At 41.5% G+C, this 17,134-nt stretch carries 15 protein-coding genes; 10 read left to right on the top strand and 5 right to left on the bottom strand.

Features of this window, described 5'->3' with window-relative positions:
- Nucleotides 1-156: 156 nt before the first annotated feature.
- Entirely contained in the window at nucleotides 157-912 is a 756-nt protein-coding gene (locus MMU05_RS12685) for a biotin--[acetyl-CoA-carboxylase] ligase (protein ID WP_241142054.1), read from the bottom strand.
- Between the two features lie 90 nt (nucleotides 913-1,002).
- On the opposite strand from MMU05_RS12685, the gene rsfS reads away from it, so the two are divergent.
- From rsfS to MMU05_RS12705, 4 genes are all read left to right on the top strand, one after another.
- Nucleotides 1,003-1,350 carry a ribosome silencing factor gene (rsfS, locus tag MMU05_RS12690; protein ID WP_241142201.1) on the top strand — a complete coding sequence of 116 codons (348 nt, stop codon included), beginning with the start codon at nucleotides 1,003-1,005 and terminating at the stop codon, nucleotides 1,348-1,350.
- A 59-nt stretch (nucleotides 1,351-1,409) separates the two neighbouring features.
- Nucleotides 1,410-3,467 (top strand): ATP-dependent zinc metalloprotease FtsH, encoded by a 2,058-nt coding sequence (gene ftsH, locus MMU05_RS12695; RefSeq protein WP_241142202.1) that lies wholly within the window; start codon nucleotides 1,410-1,412, stop codon nucleotides 3,465-3,467.
- 82 nt (nucleotides 3,468-3,549) lie between these two features.
- On the top strand, nucleotides 3,550-4,311 hold the full coding sequence (locus MMU05_RS12700; protein WP_241142055.1) for a UDP-2,3-diacylglucosamine diphosphatase: 762 nt from the start codon (nucleotides 3,550-3,552) through the stop codon (nucleotides 4,309-4,311).
- A complete protein-coding gene (locus tag MMU05_RS12705; protein WP_241142056.1) occupies nucleotides 4,308-5,138 on the top strand; it encodes a hypothetical protein in 831 nt (276 codons plus the stop codon). The genes MMU05_RS12700 and MMU05_RS12705 overlap by 4 nt, the downstream gene beginning before the upstream one ends.
- A 60-nt stretch (nucleotides 5,139-5,198) precedes the next feature.
- Here MMU05_RS12705 and MMU05_RS12710 read toward each other — a convergent pair whose 3' ends face one another.
- On the bottom strand, nucleotides 5,199-5,627 hold the full coding sequence (locus MMU05_RS12710) for an FKBP-type peptidyl-prolyl cis-trans isomerase (RefSeq protein WP_241142057.1): 429 nt from the start codon (nucleotides 5,625-5,627) through the stop codon (nucleotides 5,199-5,201).
- A gap of 218 nt (nucleotides 5,628-5,845) precedes the next feature.
- On the opposite strand from MMU05_RS12710, the gene MMU05_RS12715 reads away from it, so the two are divergent.
- The 6 genes from MMU05_RS12715 (at nucleotide 5,846) to MMU05_RS12740 (ending at nucleotide 14,182) form a co-directional block, all read left to right on the top strand.
- Nucleotides 5,846-7,228, top strand: coding sequence for a sigma-54-dependent transcriptional regulator (locus MMU05_RS12715; RefSeq protein WP_113925988.1), 1,383 nt, complete (start codon nucleotides 5,846-5,848; stop codon nucleotides 7,226-7,228).
- Nucleotides 7,218-8,561 (top strand): sensor histidine kinase, encoded by a 1,344-nt coding sequence (locus MMU05_RS12720; protein ID WP_241142058.1) that lies wholly within the window; start codon nucleotides 7,218-7,220, stop codon nucleotides 8,559-8,561. Before MMU05_RS12715 ends, MMU05_RS12720 begins: the two co-directional genes overlap by 11 nt.
- A 165-nt stretch (nucleotides 8,562-8,726) precedes the next feature.
- The gene (locus tag MMU05_RS12725; protein WP_241142059.1) at nucleotides 8,727-9,575 is read left to right on the top strand and encodes a UDP-2,3-diacylglucosamine diphosphatase; all 849 of its coding nucleotides are present in this window, start codon (nucleotides 8,727-8,729) and stop codon (nucleotides 9,573-9,575) included.
- A 1-nt stretch (nucleotide 9,576) separates the two neighbouring features.
- Nucleotides 9,577-10,713: a glycosyltransferase family protein gene (locus MMU05_RS12730; RefSeq protein WP_241142060.1), complete on the top strand. Its 1,137-nt coding sequence runs from the start codon at nucleotides 9,577-9,579 to the stop codon at nucleotides 10,711-10,713.
- Between the two features lie 225 nt (nucleotides 10,714-10,938).
- Nucleotides 10,939-13,608 (top strand): MGH1-like glycoside hydrolase domain-containing protein, encoded by a 2,670-nt coding sequence (locus tag MMU05_RS12735; protein ID WP_241142061.1) that lies wholly within the window; start codon nucleotides 10,939-10,941, stop codon nucleotides 13,606-13,608.
- The gene (locus MMU05_RS12740) at nucleotides 13,583-14,182 is read left to right on the top strand and encodes a ribonuclease HII (protein WP_241142062.1); all 600 of its coding nucleotides are present in this window, start codon (nucleotides 13,583-13,585) and stop codon (nucleotides 14,180-14,182) included. The genes MMU05_RS12735 and MMU05_RS12740 overlap by 26 nt, the downstream gene beginning before the upstream one ends.
- Here the strand turns inward: MMU05_RS12740 and MMU05_RS12745 are convergent.
- From MMU05_RS12745 to MMU05_RS12755, 3 genes are read right to left on the bottom strand one after another with little or no spacing between them, the layout of a single operon-like run.
- Complete coding sequence (locus tag MMU05_RS12745) at nucleotides 14,179-14,724, bottom strand: DsrE family protein (RefSeq protein ID WP_241142063.1); 546 nt, start codon at nucleotides 14,722-14,724, stop codon at nucleotides 14,179-14,181. The genes MMU05_RS12740 and MMU05_RS12745 overlap by 4 nt on opposite strands.
- Before the next feature lie 47 nt (nucleotides 14,725-14,771).
- Nucleotides 14,772-16,115 (bottom strand): hypothetical protein, encoded by a 1,344-nt coding sequence (locus MMU05_RS12750; RefSeq protein ID WP_241142064.1) that lies wholly within the window; start codon nucleotides 16,113-16,115, stop codon nucleotides 14,772-14,774.
- 48 nt (nucleotides 16,116-16,163) lie between these two features.
- Nucleotides 16,164-17,120 (bottom strand): DUF1295 domain-containing protein, encoded by a 957-nt coding sequence (locus MMU05_RS12755; protein ID WP_241142065.1) that lies wholly within the window; start codon nucleotides 17,118-17,120, stop codon nucleotides 16,164-16,166.
- Nucleotides 17,121-17,134: the final 14 nt, after the last annotated feature.

Genomic DNA, 17,134 nt, shown 5'->3' on the forward strand with positions numbered 1-17,134 from the left:
TCTTTCCTTCCCCATTCGGCAAGGGAAATGTCTTTCACCTTGTATTGGACAAATTTTTCTGATTTGATTTCAGACATAGTATAATTATTTAATGAATTGAATTTCAATTTAAAATGCAAAGTTAGGTTTTTTTGTGCCCAAAATAAAATTTGCCTGTTATAAGAAAAGGACCTCTTTCAGTCCAAAAAAACAAACCATTCCGTTCCTTTTTTCTATTGCTAATTTTCCGTATTCGTCGATTCCCGTAATCTTGCCTTCGAAAACATCACCGTCATCATAGGCAGACCATTCTCCCAACCTGTATAAATTTGCCAGGTAATCTGACTTGATTTTACTGAAGTCTCCTCTTTTCAAGGACATATATCTCTTTTCGATTTTGGCAATCAGCAACCTGAAAATTTCCCATTTTTCTTGCTGCTGACCTGCAAGTAATTTGAGCGAAGTGACCTTTGGCAAGCTGAATTCAGTTTGGTTGATATTCAATCCGACCCCGACTACGGCATGTTCTATCCCCTTTTGGTTGATGATATTTTCAATCAAAATCCCTCCTAGTTTTCCGTCAGTCTGATGGACAATGTCGTTTGGCCACTTGATTTTCAAATCAGCTGCATAGTCAGAAAGCAACTCTACCACCGCCAAACTGATAATCATATTCAGGAAAAATTGTTCGGAAGGCGCGAGAAAATTGGGTTGGAGCAAAAGAGAAAAGGTGAGGTTCTGCCCATTTTCTGATTGCCATGTACTGCCTCTTTGTCCCCTTCCTTTGGTTTGGTGGTCTGTAATGATGATACTTCCCTCCGCTATTTCCCGCCTGCGTAATCTTTCAAGCGCTTCATCATTAGTTGAGTGACACTCTGTCAGGTAAATCACATCTTTACCAAGAAATACGGTATTGGCAAGGATTTTATACATCTCAAATTAGCTAATTTGGAAAGCAATGAAGAAATTTGTTGGCTCTTCACCTATAGAAAATTTTATTTGCAAAATTACTTTAAATAAATGATGACAGCAGAAGCGCTGAGCAAAATAATCGTAAAGGGAATGCAGGAAAAAAAGGCTTCCAATATTGTAGTGATGGATTTGAGAGGTGTAAAGAATGCTTTCACTGATTTTTTTGTTGTCTGCTCAGGGAATTCAGACACCCAAGTCGAAGCAATATCCGACTCGGTGGAAGAAGTCACCCAAAATTTCAAAGAAAAACCTTGGAGAAATGAGGGAAGACAAAATAATCAGTGGATATTGATGGACTACGTTAACGTGGTAGCTCATATATTCCTCAAAGAACAAAGAGAATTCTACGGATTGGAAGAATTGTGGGGAGATGCCAAAGTCAAAAGAATAGATTCTTAAAGGTAGTTTGAACCTTAAGTATCTTAAATCGTTTTACAAAAAGTTTGAAACAAAAAATAATGGCTGATATCAAGAAGAGTAAAAATTTCATGCCCAAGACACCTGACAAGCCTAATTTTCAGCTTTGGCTGATAGTGACTGCCGTGATTGTGCTTGTAGGGATCACCTGGTTCAACCAGAGAAATACAGTAATCAACATTACAAAAAGCAGGTTTGAGGAAATTTACCTAGCTAGTGACGTGGCCAAGGTCATGATCATCAGAAACCAAAACAGGATCGATGTGACCCTGAAGGAAACCGCGCTTCAAAATGAAAAATACAAAAGCGAACTTGAGGCAAATAGCCCTTTCTTTAATCCCACTGGCCCCCATTATTCAATAGAGGTGGCGAGTGCCGAAAAATTTGAAAAAGATTTTGAGGAATTGGAAAGTAAGGTTCCTGAAGATCAAAGGATCGGATACAGTGTAAAAAATGAAGAAAGCTGGTCAAATTGGTTCGGTAGCTTCGGCTTCTTGATCATTCTTTTTGTGTTCTTCTGGATCATGATGAGAAGGATGTCAGGACCAAGCGGTCCGGGCGGACAGATATTCAATGTGGGGAAATCAAAAGCCCAACTTTTCGACGCTGAAAACAAAGTCAAAATCACTTTTGACAACGTGGCAGGATTGGATGAAGCAAAAGAAGAAATTCAGGAAATCGTTGAATTCCTCAAAAACCCGGGAAAATTTACCAAACTAGGCGGTAAAATTCCAAAGGGTGCATTGCTTGTAGGACCTCCGGGAACTGGTAAAACTTTATTGGCCAAAGCCGTGGCAGGTGAGGCCGGTGTGCCATTCTTTACCTTGTCAGGTTCTGACTTTGTCGAGATGTTTGTCGGTGTAGGAGCTGCACGGGTAAGGGATTTGTTCAAGCAAGCCAAAGAAAAAGCACCTTGTATCATCTTCATAGATGAAATAGATGCAATCGGTAGATCGAGAGGAAAAGGACAAATGCCTGGATCCAATGACGAAAGGGAAAATACGCTAAACTCTCTGTTGGTTGAAATGGATGGATTCGGTACTGACTCGGGTGTAATCGTCCTAGCGGCGACCAACAGACCTGACGTGTTGGATAGCGCACTCTTGAGACCGGGAAGATTTGACAGACAGATCAGCATAGACAAGCCGGATATTGTGGGAAGAGAAGCAATTTTCAAAGTCCACCTTGCCCCAATCAAAACCGGTGATGACATCGATCCAAAAAAACTTGCTGCCCAGACTCCTGGTTTTGCAGGTGCAGAAATCGCAAACGTATGTAATGAGGCTGCCTTGATCGCTGCTAGAAGGAGCAAGACGGCAGTGGACATGCAGGATTTCCAAGATGCCATTGACAGGGTTATCGGCGGGCTTGAAAAAAGAAATAAAATCATTTCTCCTGAAGAAAAGAAAATCGTTGCTTATCACGAAGCAGGTCATGCTGTGGCAGGTTGGTTTCTAGAACACGCAGATCCATTGGTCAAAGTAAGTATTGTGCCAAGAGGAATCGCCGCCTTGGGATATGCCCAATACCTTCCAAAAGAGCAGTTTCTATATCAAACAGAGCAATTGATTGATGAAATGTGTATGACTCTTGGTGGCCGTGCAGCGGAAGAAATTATATTCAGCAAAATCTCCACAGGAGCCTTGAGTGACTTGGAGAGGGTTACCAAAATGGCCTATTCTATGGTATCTGTCTATGGAATGAATGACAAGATCGGTAACGTATCGTTCTATGACAGCAAATCTGCTGATTATAGAATGACCAAACCATATTCTGAAACCACTGCAGAAACCATTGATGAGGAAGTGAGAAAGTTGGTTGCCTCAGCCTATGAGAGAACCAAAGACTTGCTCAAAGGAAAGAAAGAAGAATTGGAAACTCTTGCAAAGGAACTTCTTGAAAAAGAAATCCTGTTCCAGTCTGATCTCGAAAAATTAATCGGGAAGAGACCATTTGCTAAGGAAACTACCTACGAGGCATACACCAAAAAGGTAGATAAAAAAGATCCAAATGCCCCTAAAGTTGAAGAAAACGGAAATGGCAAAGCAGAACATACTGAAGAGAAAGAGCCGGTCAAGGTGAAAGAAACCGAGGATTAATTCAAATAATTTCTCATTAAAAAGCCTCCAAATTGGAGGCTTTTTTATTTTCCTGTTACCTTTACCGCATTCTTAAAATCACATGAATCTTAGACTTCAAGAAAAAAAGATTTTTTTTGCATCTGATTTCCATTTGGGTGCACCTGACGAAAAAAGCAGCCGTGACCGGGAAAAAAAAATTGTCAGTTGGCTCAATGAAATCCAAGAAGACGCAGCGGCAATATTTCTGGTAGGAGATATTTTTGATTTTTGGTTTGAATATGATCAGGTGATCCCAAAAGGCTTCATCAGATTTTTAGGCAAAATCGCAGAACTCCGAGAAAAAAACATTCCTATCTTCTTTTTTACCGGCAACCATGATCTTTGGATGAAGGATTACTTCACCAAAGAACTCGGCATTCCGGTTTTCCAGCATCCGATAGAAGTAACTATTGAAAAGTATAAATTTCTAGTTGGTCACGGGGATGGACTAGGACCGGGTGACAACTCTTACAAAGTGCTTAAGAAGATTTTTACCAATCCTGTTTGTCAGTGGGCATTCAAATGGCTTCATCCTGATATTGGGATGCGCATTGCCAATAAATGGTCAAGCAACAGCAGGATCACCAACATTGCCAAAAACGAAAATGACTTCAAAGGAGACGATGAATGGCTTTGGGCCTATTGCAAACAGGTGGAGCAAAGCAAGCATTTTGACTACTATATCTTCGGCCACAGGCACCTACCTTTAAATCTACCTGTTGGGAACAAAGCAAGATATTATAACCTAGGCGAATGGGTAACCCATTTCACATATGGTGTATTTGACGGAAAAGAATTTGAAATCAAAAAGTACGGCGTTTGAAACTTTGGCTTCTCATATTATCCCTCCTTTTGCTTCATGGGCAAAATTCCTTTTCACAGGAGAAGGATTGGGGAGATTATAAAGAAATCAATTTTCCCAGGATCGACAAGGTATCCATGGACAATCAGGGATTCATTTTTTTGACTGATCCGGAAGGGAACCTGTACCAATACAGCAAATCAGGAAATGTCATCAATAATTTTTCTCCACACCGGCAAGGCCGTGTAAGTCAATTGGAAGCGGCTTGGACAATCAATATTTTTACTTTTTCCTCTGACCTGCAGGAATACAGGATTTTGGACCGGTTTATCAATCCGGTGGCAGAAAACAGAATTCCATTAAACCTGATTACCCTTGCCAAAGTCGCCACCATCGGAAACAACAATATCATTTGGGTGTTCGATGAGGCGGATTTATCACTGAAGCAATTTGATTTTATGAGAAATGAAGTGGTCCAACATCAGCCTTTAAACTTGATCCTTGACCGGTCTTCTCTGGAAATAACTGACATTAGGGAATACCAAAACCTGTTGTTCTTAAATATCAAAAACGAGGGGATTTTTATCCTTGACAATCAGGGGAATCTGATCAAAAAACTAAAAGCCTATCCGGCGAAAAATTTTGGCTTTTGGAAAAACAGCATCAACTTCATTGAAAAAGAAGAAATCACCTCTTTGGACTTTCAGTCAGAAAAACAGGAAATTTTTCCGTTACCGGATGATTTCAAAGCATTTGGGATTTTTGTAAACCAGCAATTGGTCTTACTTTTTGATTCAAGCAAAATCCGGATTTATCAAAAACAAAATACGCCACTCAAAGGAAAATAAAAAAAGGAAAGCATAAGACCAGAATCTCACGCTTTCCCTTCATATGAATTTAACCTGGAATTAACCGATCTCTACCAAAGTAATATCAAAAATAAGGTCCTCACCTGCAAGTGGATGGTTGGCATCCAATACGATTTTTTCCTCATCTACATGGACCACTTTCACGGGAACGGGCTGACCCGCCTGATTCTGAAGGGAAAGTTCCATCCCAATTTCAGGCTTGATATCTGCAGGAACCTGATCCATAGGGATATCGATCATCATGTCTGCTCTTTTTTCGCCATATGCCTCAATAGAAGGAATGGTGACAATTTTCATCTCTCCGATGGCCATTCCGTATACGGCGGCATCAAATCCTTTGATCATATTTCCATCACCGAGTACAAAACCCAAAGGCTCTCTGTTGGATGAAGAATCGAATACGGTTCCGTCTGTAAGTCTTCCAGTGTAATGTACTTTTACAGCGTTTCCTTTGGTTGCAACTGACATAATTATATCGTTTTTTTTTAGAATCGTCAAAGGTAAGACTTTTTGTAAGGGATCAAAAACCAAATTGGGTAATTGGCGGACACTGTCCGATATTGTGATACATGTGTTCACATTTGGACATAAACTCTCTATATTTACTGTCCTGAGTCGTGGGAATGGTGGTTTTGATTGATGGCATCATTTTCTCATTAAAGTTTTTAAGAAATAATCCAAACAACATGGAAAACCAACCACTAGGAAAAATCCTGATCATAGATGACAATGAAGATTTGCTCTTTGCGGCAAAGATGTTTCTTAAAAAACATGCAAAGGAAGTGACCATTGAAAAAGATCCGCGACGTATCCCCTTTTTGGTCAATAACAATTCCTTTGATGTAATCCTGTTGGATATGAACTTCACGGATGACACCACTTCAGGCAAAGAGGGATTTCATTGGCTCAAGCAGATCAAAGAAATCGATCCAAAAGCTGTCGTGATTTTAATTACGGCATTTGGTGATGTGGAGATGGCTGTAAAAGCGCTCAAAGAAGGAGCTACGGATTTTATCCTAAAACCTTGGCAGAATGAAAAACTCCTTGCCACCTTGACTGCAGCATCCCGGTTAAAGGAAAGCTACAATCAGGTCGAAAAACTTTCCACCAAGCAAAAGCAGCTTCAATCCGAACTCAAAAAGCCTTATTCAGATATCATCGGAGCAAGTGCCTCGATGAAAAACATATTCTCTATCATTGACAAAGTAGCGCAGACCGATGCCAATATTCTGATTTTGGGAGAAAACGGCACAGGAAAGGAATTGATCGCGAGGGCAATTCACGACAGGTCCAACAGAAAAGACGAGATTTTTGTAGGGGTCGACATGGGATCGATTACGGAAACACTTTTTGAAAGTGAGCTTTTTGGACATAAACGAGGAGCTTTTACAGACGCCAAAGACGATAGGGCAGGCAGATTTGAAATCGCAGACAACGGGACACTTTTCTTGGATGAAATCGGAAACCTCAGCATGCCCCTGCAATCAAAACTTTTGACAGTATTGCAGCGAAGAGAGGTGACGAGGATTGGTTCCAATAAGGCCGTACCCATTGATATCCGACTGATTTGCGCGACCAACATGCCGGTACATGAGATGGTGATGGACAATACTTTCCGTCAGGATTTATTGTATAGGATCAATACCGTAGAGATTTTTCTTCCACCACTCCGTGAAAGACAGGATGATATTCCTACCCTTGCCAACCATTTCCTGAAATCCTATTCGCACAAATACCGCAAAGACTTCAAGGGTTTTACACCCGCAGGTCTTCAGCTGTTGCAGAAATACAATTGGCCGGGAAATATCCGTGAGCTCCAGCATGCCATCGAAAGGGCCATCATCATGGCAGAGGGAGATATGCTGGACAGTCGGGATTTCTTTTTCCTTTCAGCCAAACCAACCAATGAAAAAATTGCCGCTACGGCTACTTATAATCTTGACGAAATGGAAAAAAGCACCATTCAGAGAGCCATTGACAAAAACGGAGGCAATATCTCCAAAGCCGCAAAAGAGCTTGGGCTGACCCGGGCTTCTTTGTACAGAAGATTAGAAAAATATGGATTATAAAGTTGGTCTCCTTGGGAGAATTCTCCTCCTAGCGGTTTCTTTGTTTTTGCTTTCCTACTTCATCCTCAATGGAGCCGGGGTTTTTGCCATTTCCCTGTTTATAATTTTGGTTTTAGCCCAAATTATTTTCCTTTTGGGATATGCCGAAAGTTCCTTCAAAAAAGTCCGTCAATTTCTCAACAATATTAAGCAGGACAACTATTCCAATGTCTATCCGGTCAAGTTTGACGGGACAGACACCGATGACCTCCACATAGAATTCAACGCCATCCTCGCCAAGCTGAAGGAGGACCAAGCAGAGAAAGAAGCCAATTACCAATATTTCCGCTCCGTCTTTCAGCACCTTAGTATAGGATTGATCACTTTTGATGAAGAGGGAAAAGTCCAAATTGTCAACACTGCTGCCAAAAGAATGCTCAGCATACAGCAGTTGGGAAACATTGCAGAAGTTGAAAAAATCAACAAAGAACTCCATATCGCCATCCATACTTTAAGGACGGGAGGAAGCGAACTGATCAAAATCGCCCATCCTGATGGGATCATGCAGTTGTCGGTATATGTGATCGAGCTTGTCCTGAGGGATGTCAAATTCAAATTGGTATCCCTGCAGAATATCCAAAGTGAACTCGAAGAAAAGGAAATGGAAGCTTGGCAAAACCTCGTCCGTGTCCTGACCCATGAAATCATGAACAGCATCGCTCCGATTTCTTCCTTGGCCTCCACGGTAAAAGGAGACATAGAATCCAAAATCGACGCCAACGCCCCTATTGAAGCCAGCGACTTGGAAGATTACCTGATGGCCATCTCCACAATCGAAAAGCGAAGCGAAGGCATGATCAATTTTGTCAGCGATTTCAGAAGCCTTGCCCATATCCCGACACCAAAATTTCAGGCTATTCGCTTGAAACTTCTTTTTGACCAGTTGGAAGTGTTGCTCCAAAACCAATTCGATGCCAACCAAATCCAATTCATCAAGCGTGTGGAACCACAGGATTTGATTCTGTTTGGAGATCAGACATTGATCGAGCAGGTGCTGATCAACCTGATCCAAAATGCCATTCAGGCTGTGGAAGATACAGTGACCCGGATGGTGAGTCTGAAGGCCTTCATCGATGAATCCGGAAAAATCATCATCGAAATCAGTGACAGCGGCAAAGGGATCGAAGAAGAAGCTTTGGGGAAAATTTTCATTCCATTTTTTACCACAAAAAAGAAAGGCTCAGGTATCGGTCTGAGCCTTTCAAAGCAGATCATGCGCAGGCATAAGGGCAATATCCAAGTCAAGTCCAAGCTTGGGGAAGGATCTACTTTCAAGCTGATTTTTAATGCATGATAAATTCAATTTTTAAATTTTTATCACTTTCATTAGGGATTTTAACCTCCAATTAACTTTGCTTTTACATTCAAAGCGCTTATAGTCAAAATCATATCATTTTCATAACATCCTTTTCACACCTAGTTTATAAGCGGTTTTTAGATTTGGGAAAAACAAATCCATTTGAAAACCAATTTTAAAACTATCGTCATCTCGGATGTGCATCTCGGCACTAAGGGATCTAAGGCCAAGGAGGTGGCACGGTTTCTCAAGCAATATACTTGTGAAAACCTCATCCTCAACGGAGACATTATCGACGGCTGGCAACTCAGAAAGTCCGGCTCATGGAAAAGAAAACATACGCGTTTTTTTAACAGAATGCTCAAAATGATGGAAGAAGACCATACCAAGGTCTATTACCTGAGAGGCAATCATGATGATTTTTTGGACCAAATCCTTCCCCTTCAGATTGGAAATCTTTCGATTCAGGCGGACATGATTTATGAAAGCTGCGGAAAGAAATATTTTATCACGCACGGAGATATTTTTGACAGTGTCACGACCAACCTGAGGTGGATTGCCTATCTCGGAGATGTGGGCTACACTTTCCTTCTCTGGCTCAACAGATTGGTCAATTACCACAGGAGAAAAAGAGGAATGCCTTACTTTTCTTTAAGTCAATATATCAAGGGAAAGGTCAAAACTGCCGTAGCCTATGTCGATCAATATGAAGAAGAGTTGTCAAAAATGGCCAAATCCAAAGGTTGTGATGGGATCATCTGCGGCCATATCCACAAAGCCGAAAACAGAACCATCGATGGCATCACCTACCTCAATTCCGGAGATTGGGTGGAGACCATGAGTGCATTGGCAGAAGACCACGAAGGCAATTGGCAGTTGATTTTCTACAATGAGATTGATTTCAAAGCAAAACCCGACCACTCGGTGCCCGTTGTTGAAATTATCCCTGAATTGAAATTCGTGGCCTTCAATAAGTTTGAAAATGACCTCAAGATTCCCAATTTCTTCTAAATTGAAATTCCTATTCATCATTCAAGGGGAAGGCCGCGGTCATATGACCCAGGCGATTTCCATGACCCAGATGTTGGGTGAAATGGGCCATGAGGTCTGCGCAGTCTGTATTGGGAAAAGTCAGCGAAGAGAAATCCCGGAATTTGTTTCGAGGAATATCCATGCTCCTATCTACCTATTTGACAGCCCAAATTTTGTGACAGACAAATCACAAAAGTCAATCAACCTGAGCAAAACCATTTGGGGAAACCTGCTAAAGTTTAAGACATTTAAAAAAAGCCTTGAGCAAATTGACCAATTGGTAAAAAAACACCAACCGGATGTCATTTTGAATTTCTATGATATCCTTGGCGGAATATATAATGCCCTTTACAGACCTGAATGTCAGTTTTGGGTGATCGGTCACCAATATCTGATCCATCATCCCGAGTTCCCGTTTGCACCGGGACAGCCACTCCAAAAACTGCTTTTCAAGATCAATACCCATATCACTTCACTCGGGGCGGATTTGCTTTTGGCACTTTCATTCAGACCTATGCCGGCACATCAAATCCACAATCTCCATGTGCTACCACCTTTATTGAGGAAAGAGGTCAGAAATCTAAACCCCACCCAAGGCGACTTTTTCCTGGCCTATATGGTCAATCCAGGGTATGCAGAGGAAGTGATTTCAGAAGCCAAAAACAATCCTGAAATCCAAATTGAAGCCTTTTGGGATAAGAAAGACGAACCGATTTCCCAAAAGCCCTTGCCCAATCTGACCATTCACATGGTGGATGACAAATTGTTTTTGGAAAAAATGGCAACCTGCAAAGGATTATTGTCCACAGCAGGATTTGAGTCTGTGTGCGAAGCCCTGTATTTGGGAAAGCAAGTCTTGATGGTTCCGGTCAAAGGCCAATATGAACAGGCCTGCAATGCCATTGACGCCCAAATATCAGGAGCGGGATTGATTGGTGAAAAATTTGATTTCAAAAAATTGGATGCCTATCTAAAAGCAGGAACTCCTTCGACGACCACGGACAAAGAATGGATAGACAGTTTTCAATTTATATTTCATGATTTTCTGAGACATTCTCTTCAAAATAAGAAAGAGGTTTTCTTGATTGATTTCACAGAGGAAATTCCCGCCCTTTAACTTCTTACAAAAACTCTGTTGTCCAGGAATGGAGGTAAATTTTTCGTTACCTGATTTTTTTTTGACCAACAAAGAAAATTGACCCTATTTAATTCCTTGAAAAAGTTTGATTTAAAACGATTGCGGTAAAAAAACTTCCAGAAATAGTCCTTCATAATCGGTTTTCCTGAACCAAGAAACCCAAAAATTGGTAAATTCGGTTCTGGCAATTTGGAAATCGCATCAATGAATATAGAAAAATTAAGGCTTGAGGAAGACCGGGAAGGCAAAAAGAAGTGGAAAAAATGGGGCCCATATCTGACTGAAAGGCAGTGGGGCACAGTGAGGGAAGATTACAGTCCAAATGGTGCAGCATGGGACAACGTCACCCACGATGAAGCCCGGAGCAAAGCATACCGATGGGGAGAAGAAGGAATCGGAGGAATTTCGGACAACAAACAGAATCTTTGTATTGCATGGGCTTTTTGGAACGGGAAAGATCCAATTATTAAAGAGCGCTTATTTGGTCTTACCGGACCGCAGGGAAACCACGGAGAAGACGTCAAGGAACTCTATTATTACCTGGATTCCACGCCCACGCACAGCTACATGAAAATGCTGTACAAGTATCCCCAAAATGAATTCCCTTATTCTCACATCAAAGAAGAAAATAAAAAAAGGACAAAAACTGACCCTGAATTTGAACTGATCGATACAGGAATTTTTGATAATGATGCCTATTTTGATATTTTCATTGAATATGCCAAAAGGGATCCTGAGGATATTTCAGGGTTTGCTACGATCCATAACAGAGGAAAAGAAGATGCTGAAATATGGGTAATGCCTACCTTTTGGTTTAGAAAAACTTGGCATACCGGACATGAACCTTTTATGCCCAAGCTTTCCAAAACAGAGGAAAATGGCATTAAGGCATTTTCACCCAACAATGGAAACTATTTTATAAGCTTTGAGGGAAATCCTGAAATTAAGTTTTGTGACAACGAGACCAACAGAGAGCGCCTTTACCACATTCCAAACGATAAAAAGTACCTGAAAGACGCCATCAACGATTATGTGGTGCACAGGTATTCGCAATATTTAAACCCCTCAAATTACGGAACCAAGGCCGCCGCAATATATAAAATGACCATCCCGGCAGGCGGTTCAAGCGTGGTGAAGTTTAGGATGATGCACCAAAAGTCAACTGCCGCGATAGAGATTTGTGACGAAATCCTGAAGGAAAGAAAAAGAGATGCAGATGAATTCTATGCAGAAATCCAACATCGGGTAAAAGACGAAGACATGAGGTCCATACAGCGGCAGGCTTATGCAGGTATGATGTGGGGCAAGCAGTTTTACTATTACAATGTAGATAGATGGCTGGAAGGAGATTCAGGCAGGTATGTCCCACCAAAAGAAAGGAAAAAGGGCCGAAACAGTAATTGGAGGCACCTTTACAACCAAGACATTATCTCCATGCCGGACAAGTGGGAATATCCATGGTATGCCGTTTGGGATTCTGCTTTTCACTGTATCCCGCTTTCGAGGATTGATCCGGATTTTGCCAAAGACCAACTCCTGTTATTTTTGAATGAATCCTACATGCATCCCAACGGACAGATTCCGGCATATGAGTGGAATTTCAGCGATGTCAATCCACCTGTCCATGCCTATGCAGTCCAAAGGGTCTATCAGATAGATAAAAAAATGAGGGGCAAAGGGGATCAGGAATTTTTGGAAAGGGCATTCCACAAACTGATGATCAACTTTACCTGGTGGGTCAATCAGAAAGACAGTGATGGTAAAAACATTTTCGAAGGCGGATTTCTAGGGCTCGATAATATCTCTGTCATCGACAGGTCGCATGCACACCATTACAAAGGAAAATTGGAACAGGCGGATGCCACCTCTTGGATGGCAATGTTTTCGCTGAACATGATGCGGATTTCGCTTGATCTCTGCGAATTCAACAAGACCTACCAATTCACCGCAATGAAGTTTCTGGAGCACTTTCTCCATATCGCAGGTGCGATGAACAACATTTCGGGGGAAAATATCAGTCTTTGGAATGAAGAGGAAAATTTCTTCTTTGACATTTTCCACCTCCCCGGCAAGGAGCCGAAAGTCATGAAGCTCAAATCAATCGTTGGCATCATTCCCTTGTTTGCCGTGGAATCTATCCGGGTCGACATGTTTGACAGTTTACCGGAATTCAAAGAAAGGCTTGACTTTTTCCTCAAGGAAAAACCAAAACTCGCAGCTTTGGTCTCAAGTTGGATCCAACCAGGTTTCGAAAAAAGAAGGCTATTTGCCTTGCTTAGGGGACACAGAATGAAAAGTATTCTGAACAAAATGCTTGATCCGCAGGAGTTTTTGAGTGATTATGGTGTCCGTTCATTATCTAAGTTTCACCTCAAAAAACCCTATAGTGTGAAGTTAAATGGAGACCAACTGACGGTCAGGTACACACCCGGAGAATCCGATTCCCTGATGTTTGGAGGAAATTCCAATTGGAGAGGACCGATCTGGTTTCCGATCAACCACCTTATTATTGAGTCCCTGCGCAAGTTCGATTATTACTATGGGGGCGAATTTTCCATCGAATACCCTACAGGCTCGGGAAATTATATGACAATGGACCTAATCGCCAAGGAACTATCCCTTCGGTGCATCAAAATTTTCCTGAAAGACAAAGATGGGAACCGACCCGTCTATGGACATTACAAAAAGATGCAGGAGGATCCCCATTTCAAAGACCATATCCTATTCTATGAATATTTCCACGGAGACAATGGCCGGGGAATCGGTGCTTCCCATCAGACCGGATGGACAGGCCTAGTGGCAGAAATGATCTATAAATATTATAAACCGGCAACAAAAACCCCAGAAGATGTTGATTCCATTTTTAGAATCTGACAGATTAGAGGCAGGATGCGATGAGGTGGGAAGGGGTTGTCTCTGTGGACCTTTAGTGGCCGCCGCAGTGATATTGCCTCCTGATTTTGCAAATGAGCTAGTCAATGATTCCAAAAAACTGACAAAATCCAACCGCCAAAATCTTGTTTCTGAAATCAAATCATCAGCCATTTCTTGGGCTATTGCCGAAGCAAGCGTGGAGGAAATTGACCGGATCAATATCCTTCATGCTTCTTTTTTGGCCATGAGCCGGGCGGTGGAGATGTTGGATACCAAGCCCCATCATCTATTGATTGATGGCAACAGGTTTAAATCCCATCTTGAAATACCATTCACCTGTATCATCCAAGGAGATGGCAAATTTGCGAGCATTGCCGCGGCTTCAATCCTTGCCAAGGTCTACCGCGATGAAATGATGGAGCGGTATGCTGATGAATACCCAGGATATGGTTGGGAAAAAAATGCAGGCTATCCCACAGTAGTACACCGTGAAGGGATTATCAGATTAGGATTGACGCCTCTTCATAGAAGGTCTTTCAGGCATTTGCCGGATCAATTGACTTTGGATATTTAGAACCTCATCAACATGTATCCCTGAGGAACATAGGTTGTAAGGGTAGTCAACATCGATAAGGCGATTTCTGTCCCTTCCCACATATCAGTGGTTTCCATATCTCTTGCAATCAATGATTGCCCACAGACATAAAATTCTACCCCTGCGTCTTTCAATGCCTCAAAAACAGGCAAATTGGGATTTTTTACACCATTTCTTTTTTGGTATTCCTCGTTGTTTAGCATGCTGAAGATCGCTCCTCCATGGACTGCCACCTTGACTTTAATGTTTTCCTTTGGGACACCTGCAATTCCGTGAAGATTGACCATGCGGGCGATATTGTCCACCATCCTGTTGATTTGCTTTGGATCGTCTGCAGCTGAAACAAGGTCGATAATGATTTTATATTCCGCCTTGGGATCAGGTCTTTCTGTCGCTTCGGGAATTTCATATATTCCCCCAAAACCTTTTACAATCGGAAATTGGGGAGTTTGGCAATATGCGGAAATTGACAATGCAACCAAGGAAAATGTGGCTAGGAACGTTTTTGCAGCTCGGAACATGATAGGAAATGGTTAATTCTGAAAAAATACACAAAAAACCATCCGGCTCAAACTTCTATTTTTCGGATCACATGCTTGGATTGACCATTGATGGTTTCGATCCCTGACACTATAAATTTATTGTCTTTCCAATGGTAATACTTAATCTCAACCCATTCAGAATCATTTGGCTTCACTTGCAGATAATCTTGAGCCTTTAGTAACCCTGTGAGTTGGCCATCTTCTATCTGGTATAATTTGTAACCCGGCAAAACGTTGATTTTTGGGTTTCCTTCAAACAGAAAGTACAGGTCCTTATCTTTCATGGCCAGTGTGCTGTTGTTAAATGCTCCTCCAAAATCATAAAACACCTTCACTGAAGTATCATAAATATGTGAACCATTTTTGTCAAGGACGACAAAATGGACAAATTTCCTTGAAACTTTATAGGAGCTGGAAGCCAAGGCGACATAATCCCTGCTCGCATATGTCTGATACACTTGCATGTCTCTTCTGAGATTTTTGGCATTTTTTCTTAGGCCAGGATTTTTTTTATACTCAAAAAAACCCTCCAATGTCCGCATCGGATGGATTTCGGCTTTTTGCTCCAAACTGTCATTTATCGAAATATGATAGTATCCCGAAAACTGCTCCCCTTGTTTCTTGGCATAGGTGCCCGCTATTCTATAACCTGTGTCACCGGATGGAATCAACTTTGCCGACTTGAAAATAAGTTTTTTTGTTCCGGGGGGTAAAATATCCGTTTCGTACAACTTTGTGCCTGCAGCATTAAATCCAATCATTTTAAGGGATTGGTTTCTGAAGTCACCTTTTTTATGAACTAGGATGTCAAATATCCCATCCTTAACCTGTACATCCCAAATCCGGGTTTTAGGATAAAACAATTCCGCCAAGGAAATCAGCATTCCGGTCCTGTAATCATACAATTGCACAAAATCCCCTTTTTGTAGCGACTTTACTACTAAAATCGAATTTCCAATAATCTTGAATCGGTCTATTGTTCCAAGGCTTACTGAAAAAGGAAAAAACTCAACTTCACCGTTTTGTGTATTTATTTTTGTTAAAAATTTAAAAGTACTGCTATTTGTGATTAACAGGTAAACTATGTCGCCTTCTACCTCGTGATGGACAGTATTGAAACCCCGACCGATACTATATTGCTCAAAATGCCGGTTATTGAATTCTCCATCCTTTATGGAAAGTGTAAGGAGACCTAAATTGGCATCCATTGCATAAGAAAGTACAAAATCTTGACCGGGAACCACGCCAAGATTAATCCCAGGCCAAGGTGAACTGTTTGGAGGAATAATATAATCCTGCCCCAATGCCATTGAGGAATACAAAAGCAAAAAAAACTGAATCCTAAAAAACGTGGTAATTTTTCCTGACATATTGAAATTTACGATTTCAAACTGTTTTAGTTTTATCAATAATTTGACTCAGGAACTTGGCGCCGGACTTTCTTGAGTTTTTCCTTGGGGCCTTGGTACAAAACGGGGGACACGCGCCTGATAGGATTTATATGAAGGATATTTGGAAGCGCTGATTTCTTCGCTGAAATTGGAGCTTCCCTGAAATAAAATCAACAGCAAGAGGCACCCAACCACGGACCAATTGAGCCATTGGCCAGATGCAGCTACAGAGAAAAAGTAAAAAGAAACCCAAAACCCCTGTTCCCCCAGGTAATTGGGATGCCTCGAAATAGCCCAAAGCCCTTTGTCCAAAAATCCTTTTGCAAAATCTCCCCTCAACAACTTCCCTTCCTTTATCAGCCTCCATTTTTCAGTTTGATACTTCCATTGCTGTTCATCGGCGGCAGTTTCTAGGGCCAAGAAAAACAAGGCGATCCCGGCAATAAAATAGTCCCAAAGGCCTATTCCACCGTCATCAAACTGCATCGTCACGAGCATGGGCAGGGTAAACAACAAAATCAATACATTTTGGTAGCCTGATATGAAAAAGAGATTGAATAAAGTCCATTTCCATTTTGGCTGGAATTCAGGCTTTTTGCGTAATATTTCCCAACGGTAGTCCTCTTCCCCTTCCCAAAACTTCCACCTATAAGCCCCTTTTCTGGCAAAATTATAGGTAAGCCTCGCTCCCCAAGCACTGATAAGTATCGCGAGCAAAACCATTCTCGGTGAAAAATCACCGAAATAGGCCATTACCCAAGCGTAAATGATTGGCAAAATACTCCAATATTTATCCACCTGACTGTTATTGTTAGTAAGCTCACCTACCAAAAAACAATAGGTAACCGAGGCTCCACAAATCTTAATCAAGACCCAAAGTGCCTCCCAATCACGATCTCCCAAAGGAATTCCAAACAAATAAGTGAAAACAGGTACAACAAGTAGGGTGAAAATCAGAAGAATCGCCGTTTGGAGAATTTTCATAGAACAGGATTTTC

The organism is Cognataquiflexum rubidum (genome assembly GCF_022538115.1).
GTDB classification, from domain to species: domain Bacteria; phylum Bacteroidota; class Bacteroidia; order Cytophagales; family Cyclobacteriaceae; genus Cognataquiflexum; species Cognataquiflexum rubidum.

What these genes read in the sequence shown, in the direction of transcription:
- MMU05_RS12720 (WP_241142058.1), top strand. Translation starts at nt 7,218, where the DNA reads ATGGATTATAAAGTTGGTCTCCTTGGGAGAATTCTCCTCCTAGCGGTT.
- ftsH (WP_241142202.1), top strand. Translation starts at nt 1,410, where the DNA reads ATGGCTGATATCAAGAAGAGTAAAAATTTCATGCCCAAGACACCTGAC.
- MMU05_RS12685 (WP_241142054.1), bottom strand. Translation starts at nt 912, where the DNA reads ATGTATAAAATCCTTGCCAATACCGTATTTCTTGGTAAAGATGTGATT.
- MMU05_RS12750 (WP_241142064.1), bottom strand. Translation starts at nt 16,115, where the DNA reads ATGTCAGGAAAAATTACCACGTTTTTTAGGATTCAGTTTTTTTTGCTT.
- MMU05_RS12745 (WP_241142063.1), bottom strand. Translation starts at nt 14,724, where the DNA reads ATGTTCCGAGCTGCAAAAACGTTCCTAGCCACATTTTCCTTGGTTGCA.
- MMU05_RS12710 (WP_241142057.1), bottom strand. Translation starts at nt 5,627, where the DNA reads ATGTCAGTTGCAACCAAAGGAAACGCTGTAAAAGTACATTACACTGGA.
- MMU05_RS12740 (WP_241142062.1), top strand. Translation starts at nt 13,583, where the DNA reads ATGTTGATTCCATTTTTAGAATCTGACAGATTAGAGGCAGGATGCGAT.
- MMU05_RS12715 (WP_113925988.1), top strand. Translation starts at nt 5,846, where the DNA reads ATGGAAAACCAACCACTAGGAAAAATCCTGATCATAGATGACAATGAA.
- MMU05_RS12755 (WP_241142065.1), bottom strand. Translation starts at nt 17,120, where the DNA reads ATGAAAATTCTCCAAACGGCGATTCTTCTGATTTTCACCCTACTTGTT.
- rsfS (WP_241142201.1), top strand. Translation starts at nt 1,003, where the DNA reads ATGACAGCAGAAGCGCTGAGCAAAATAATCGTAAAGGGAATGCAGGAA.
- MMU05_RS12700 (WP_241142055.1), top strand. Translation starts at nt 3,550, where the DNA reads ATGAATCTTAGACTTCAAGAAAAAAAGATTTTTTTTGCATCTGATTTC.
- MMU05_RS12735 (WP_241142061.1), top strand. Translation starts at nt 10,939, where the DNA reads ATGAATATAGAAAAATTAAGGCTTGAGGAAGACCGGGAAGGCAAAAAG.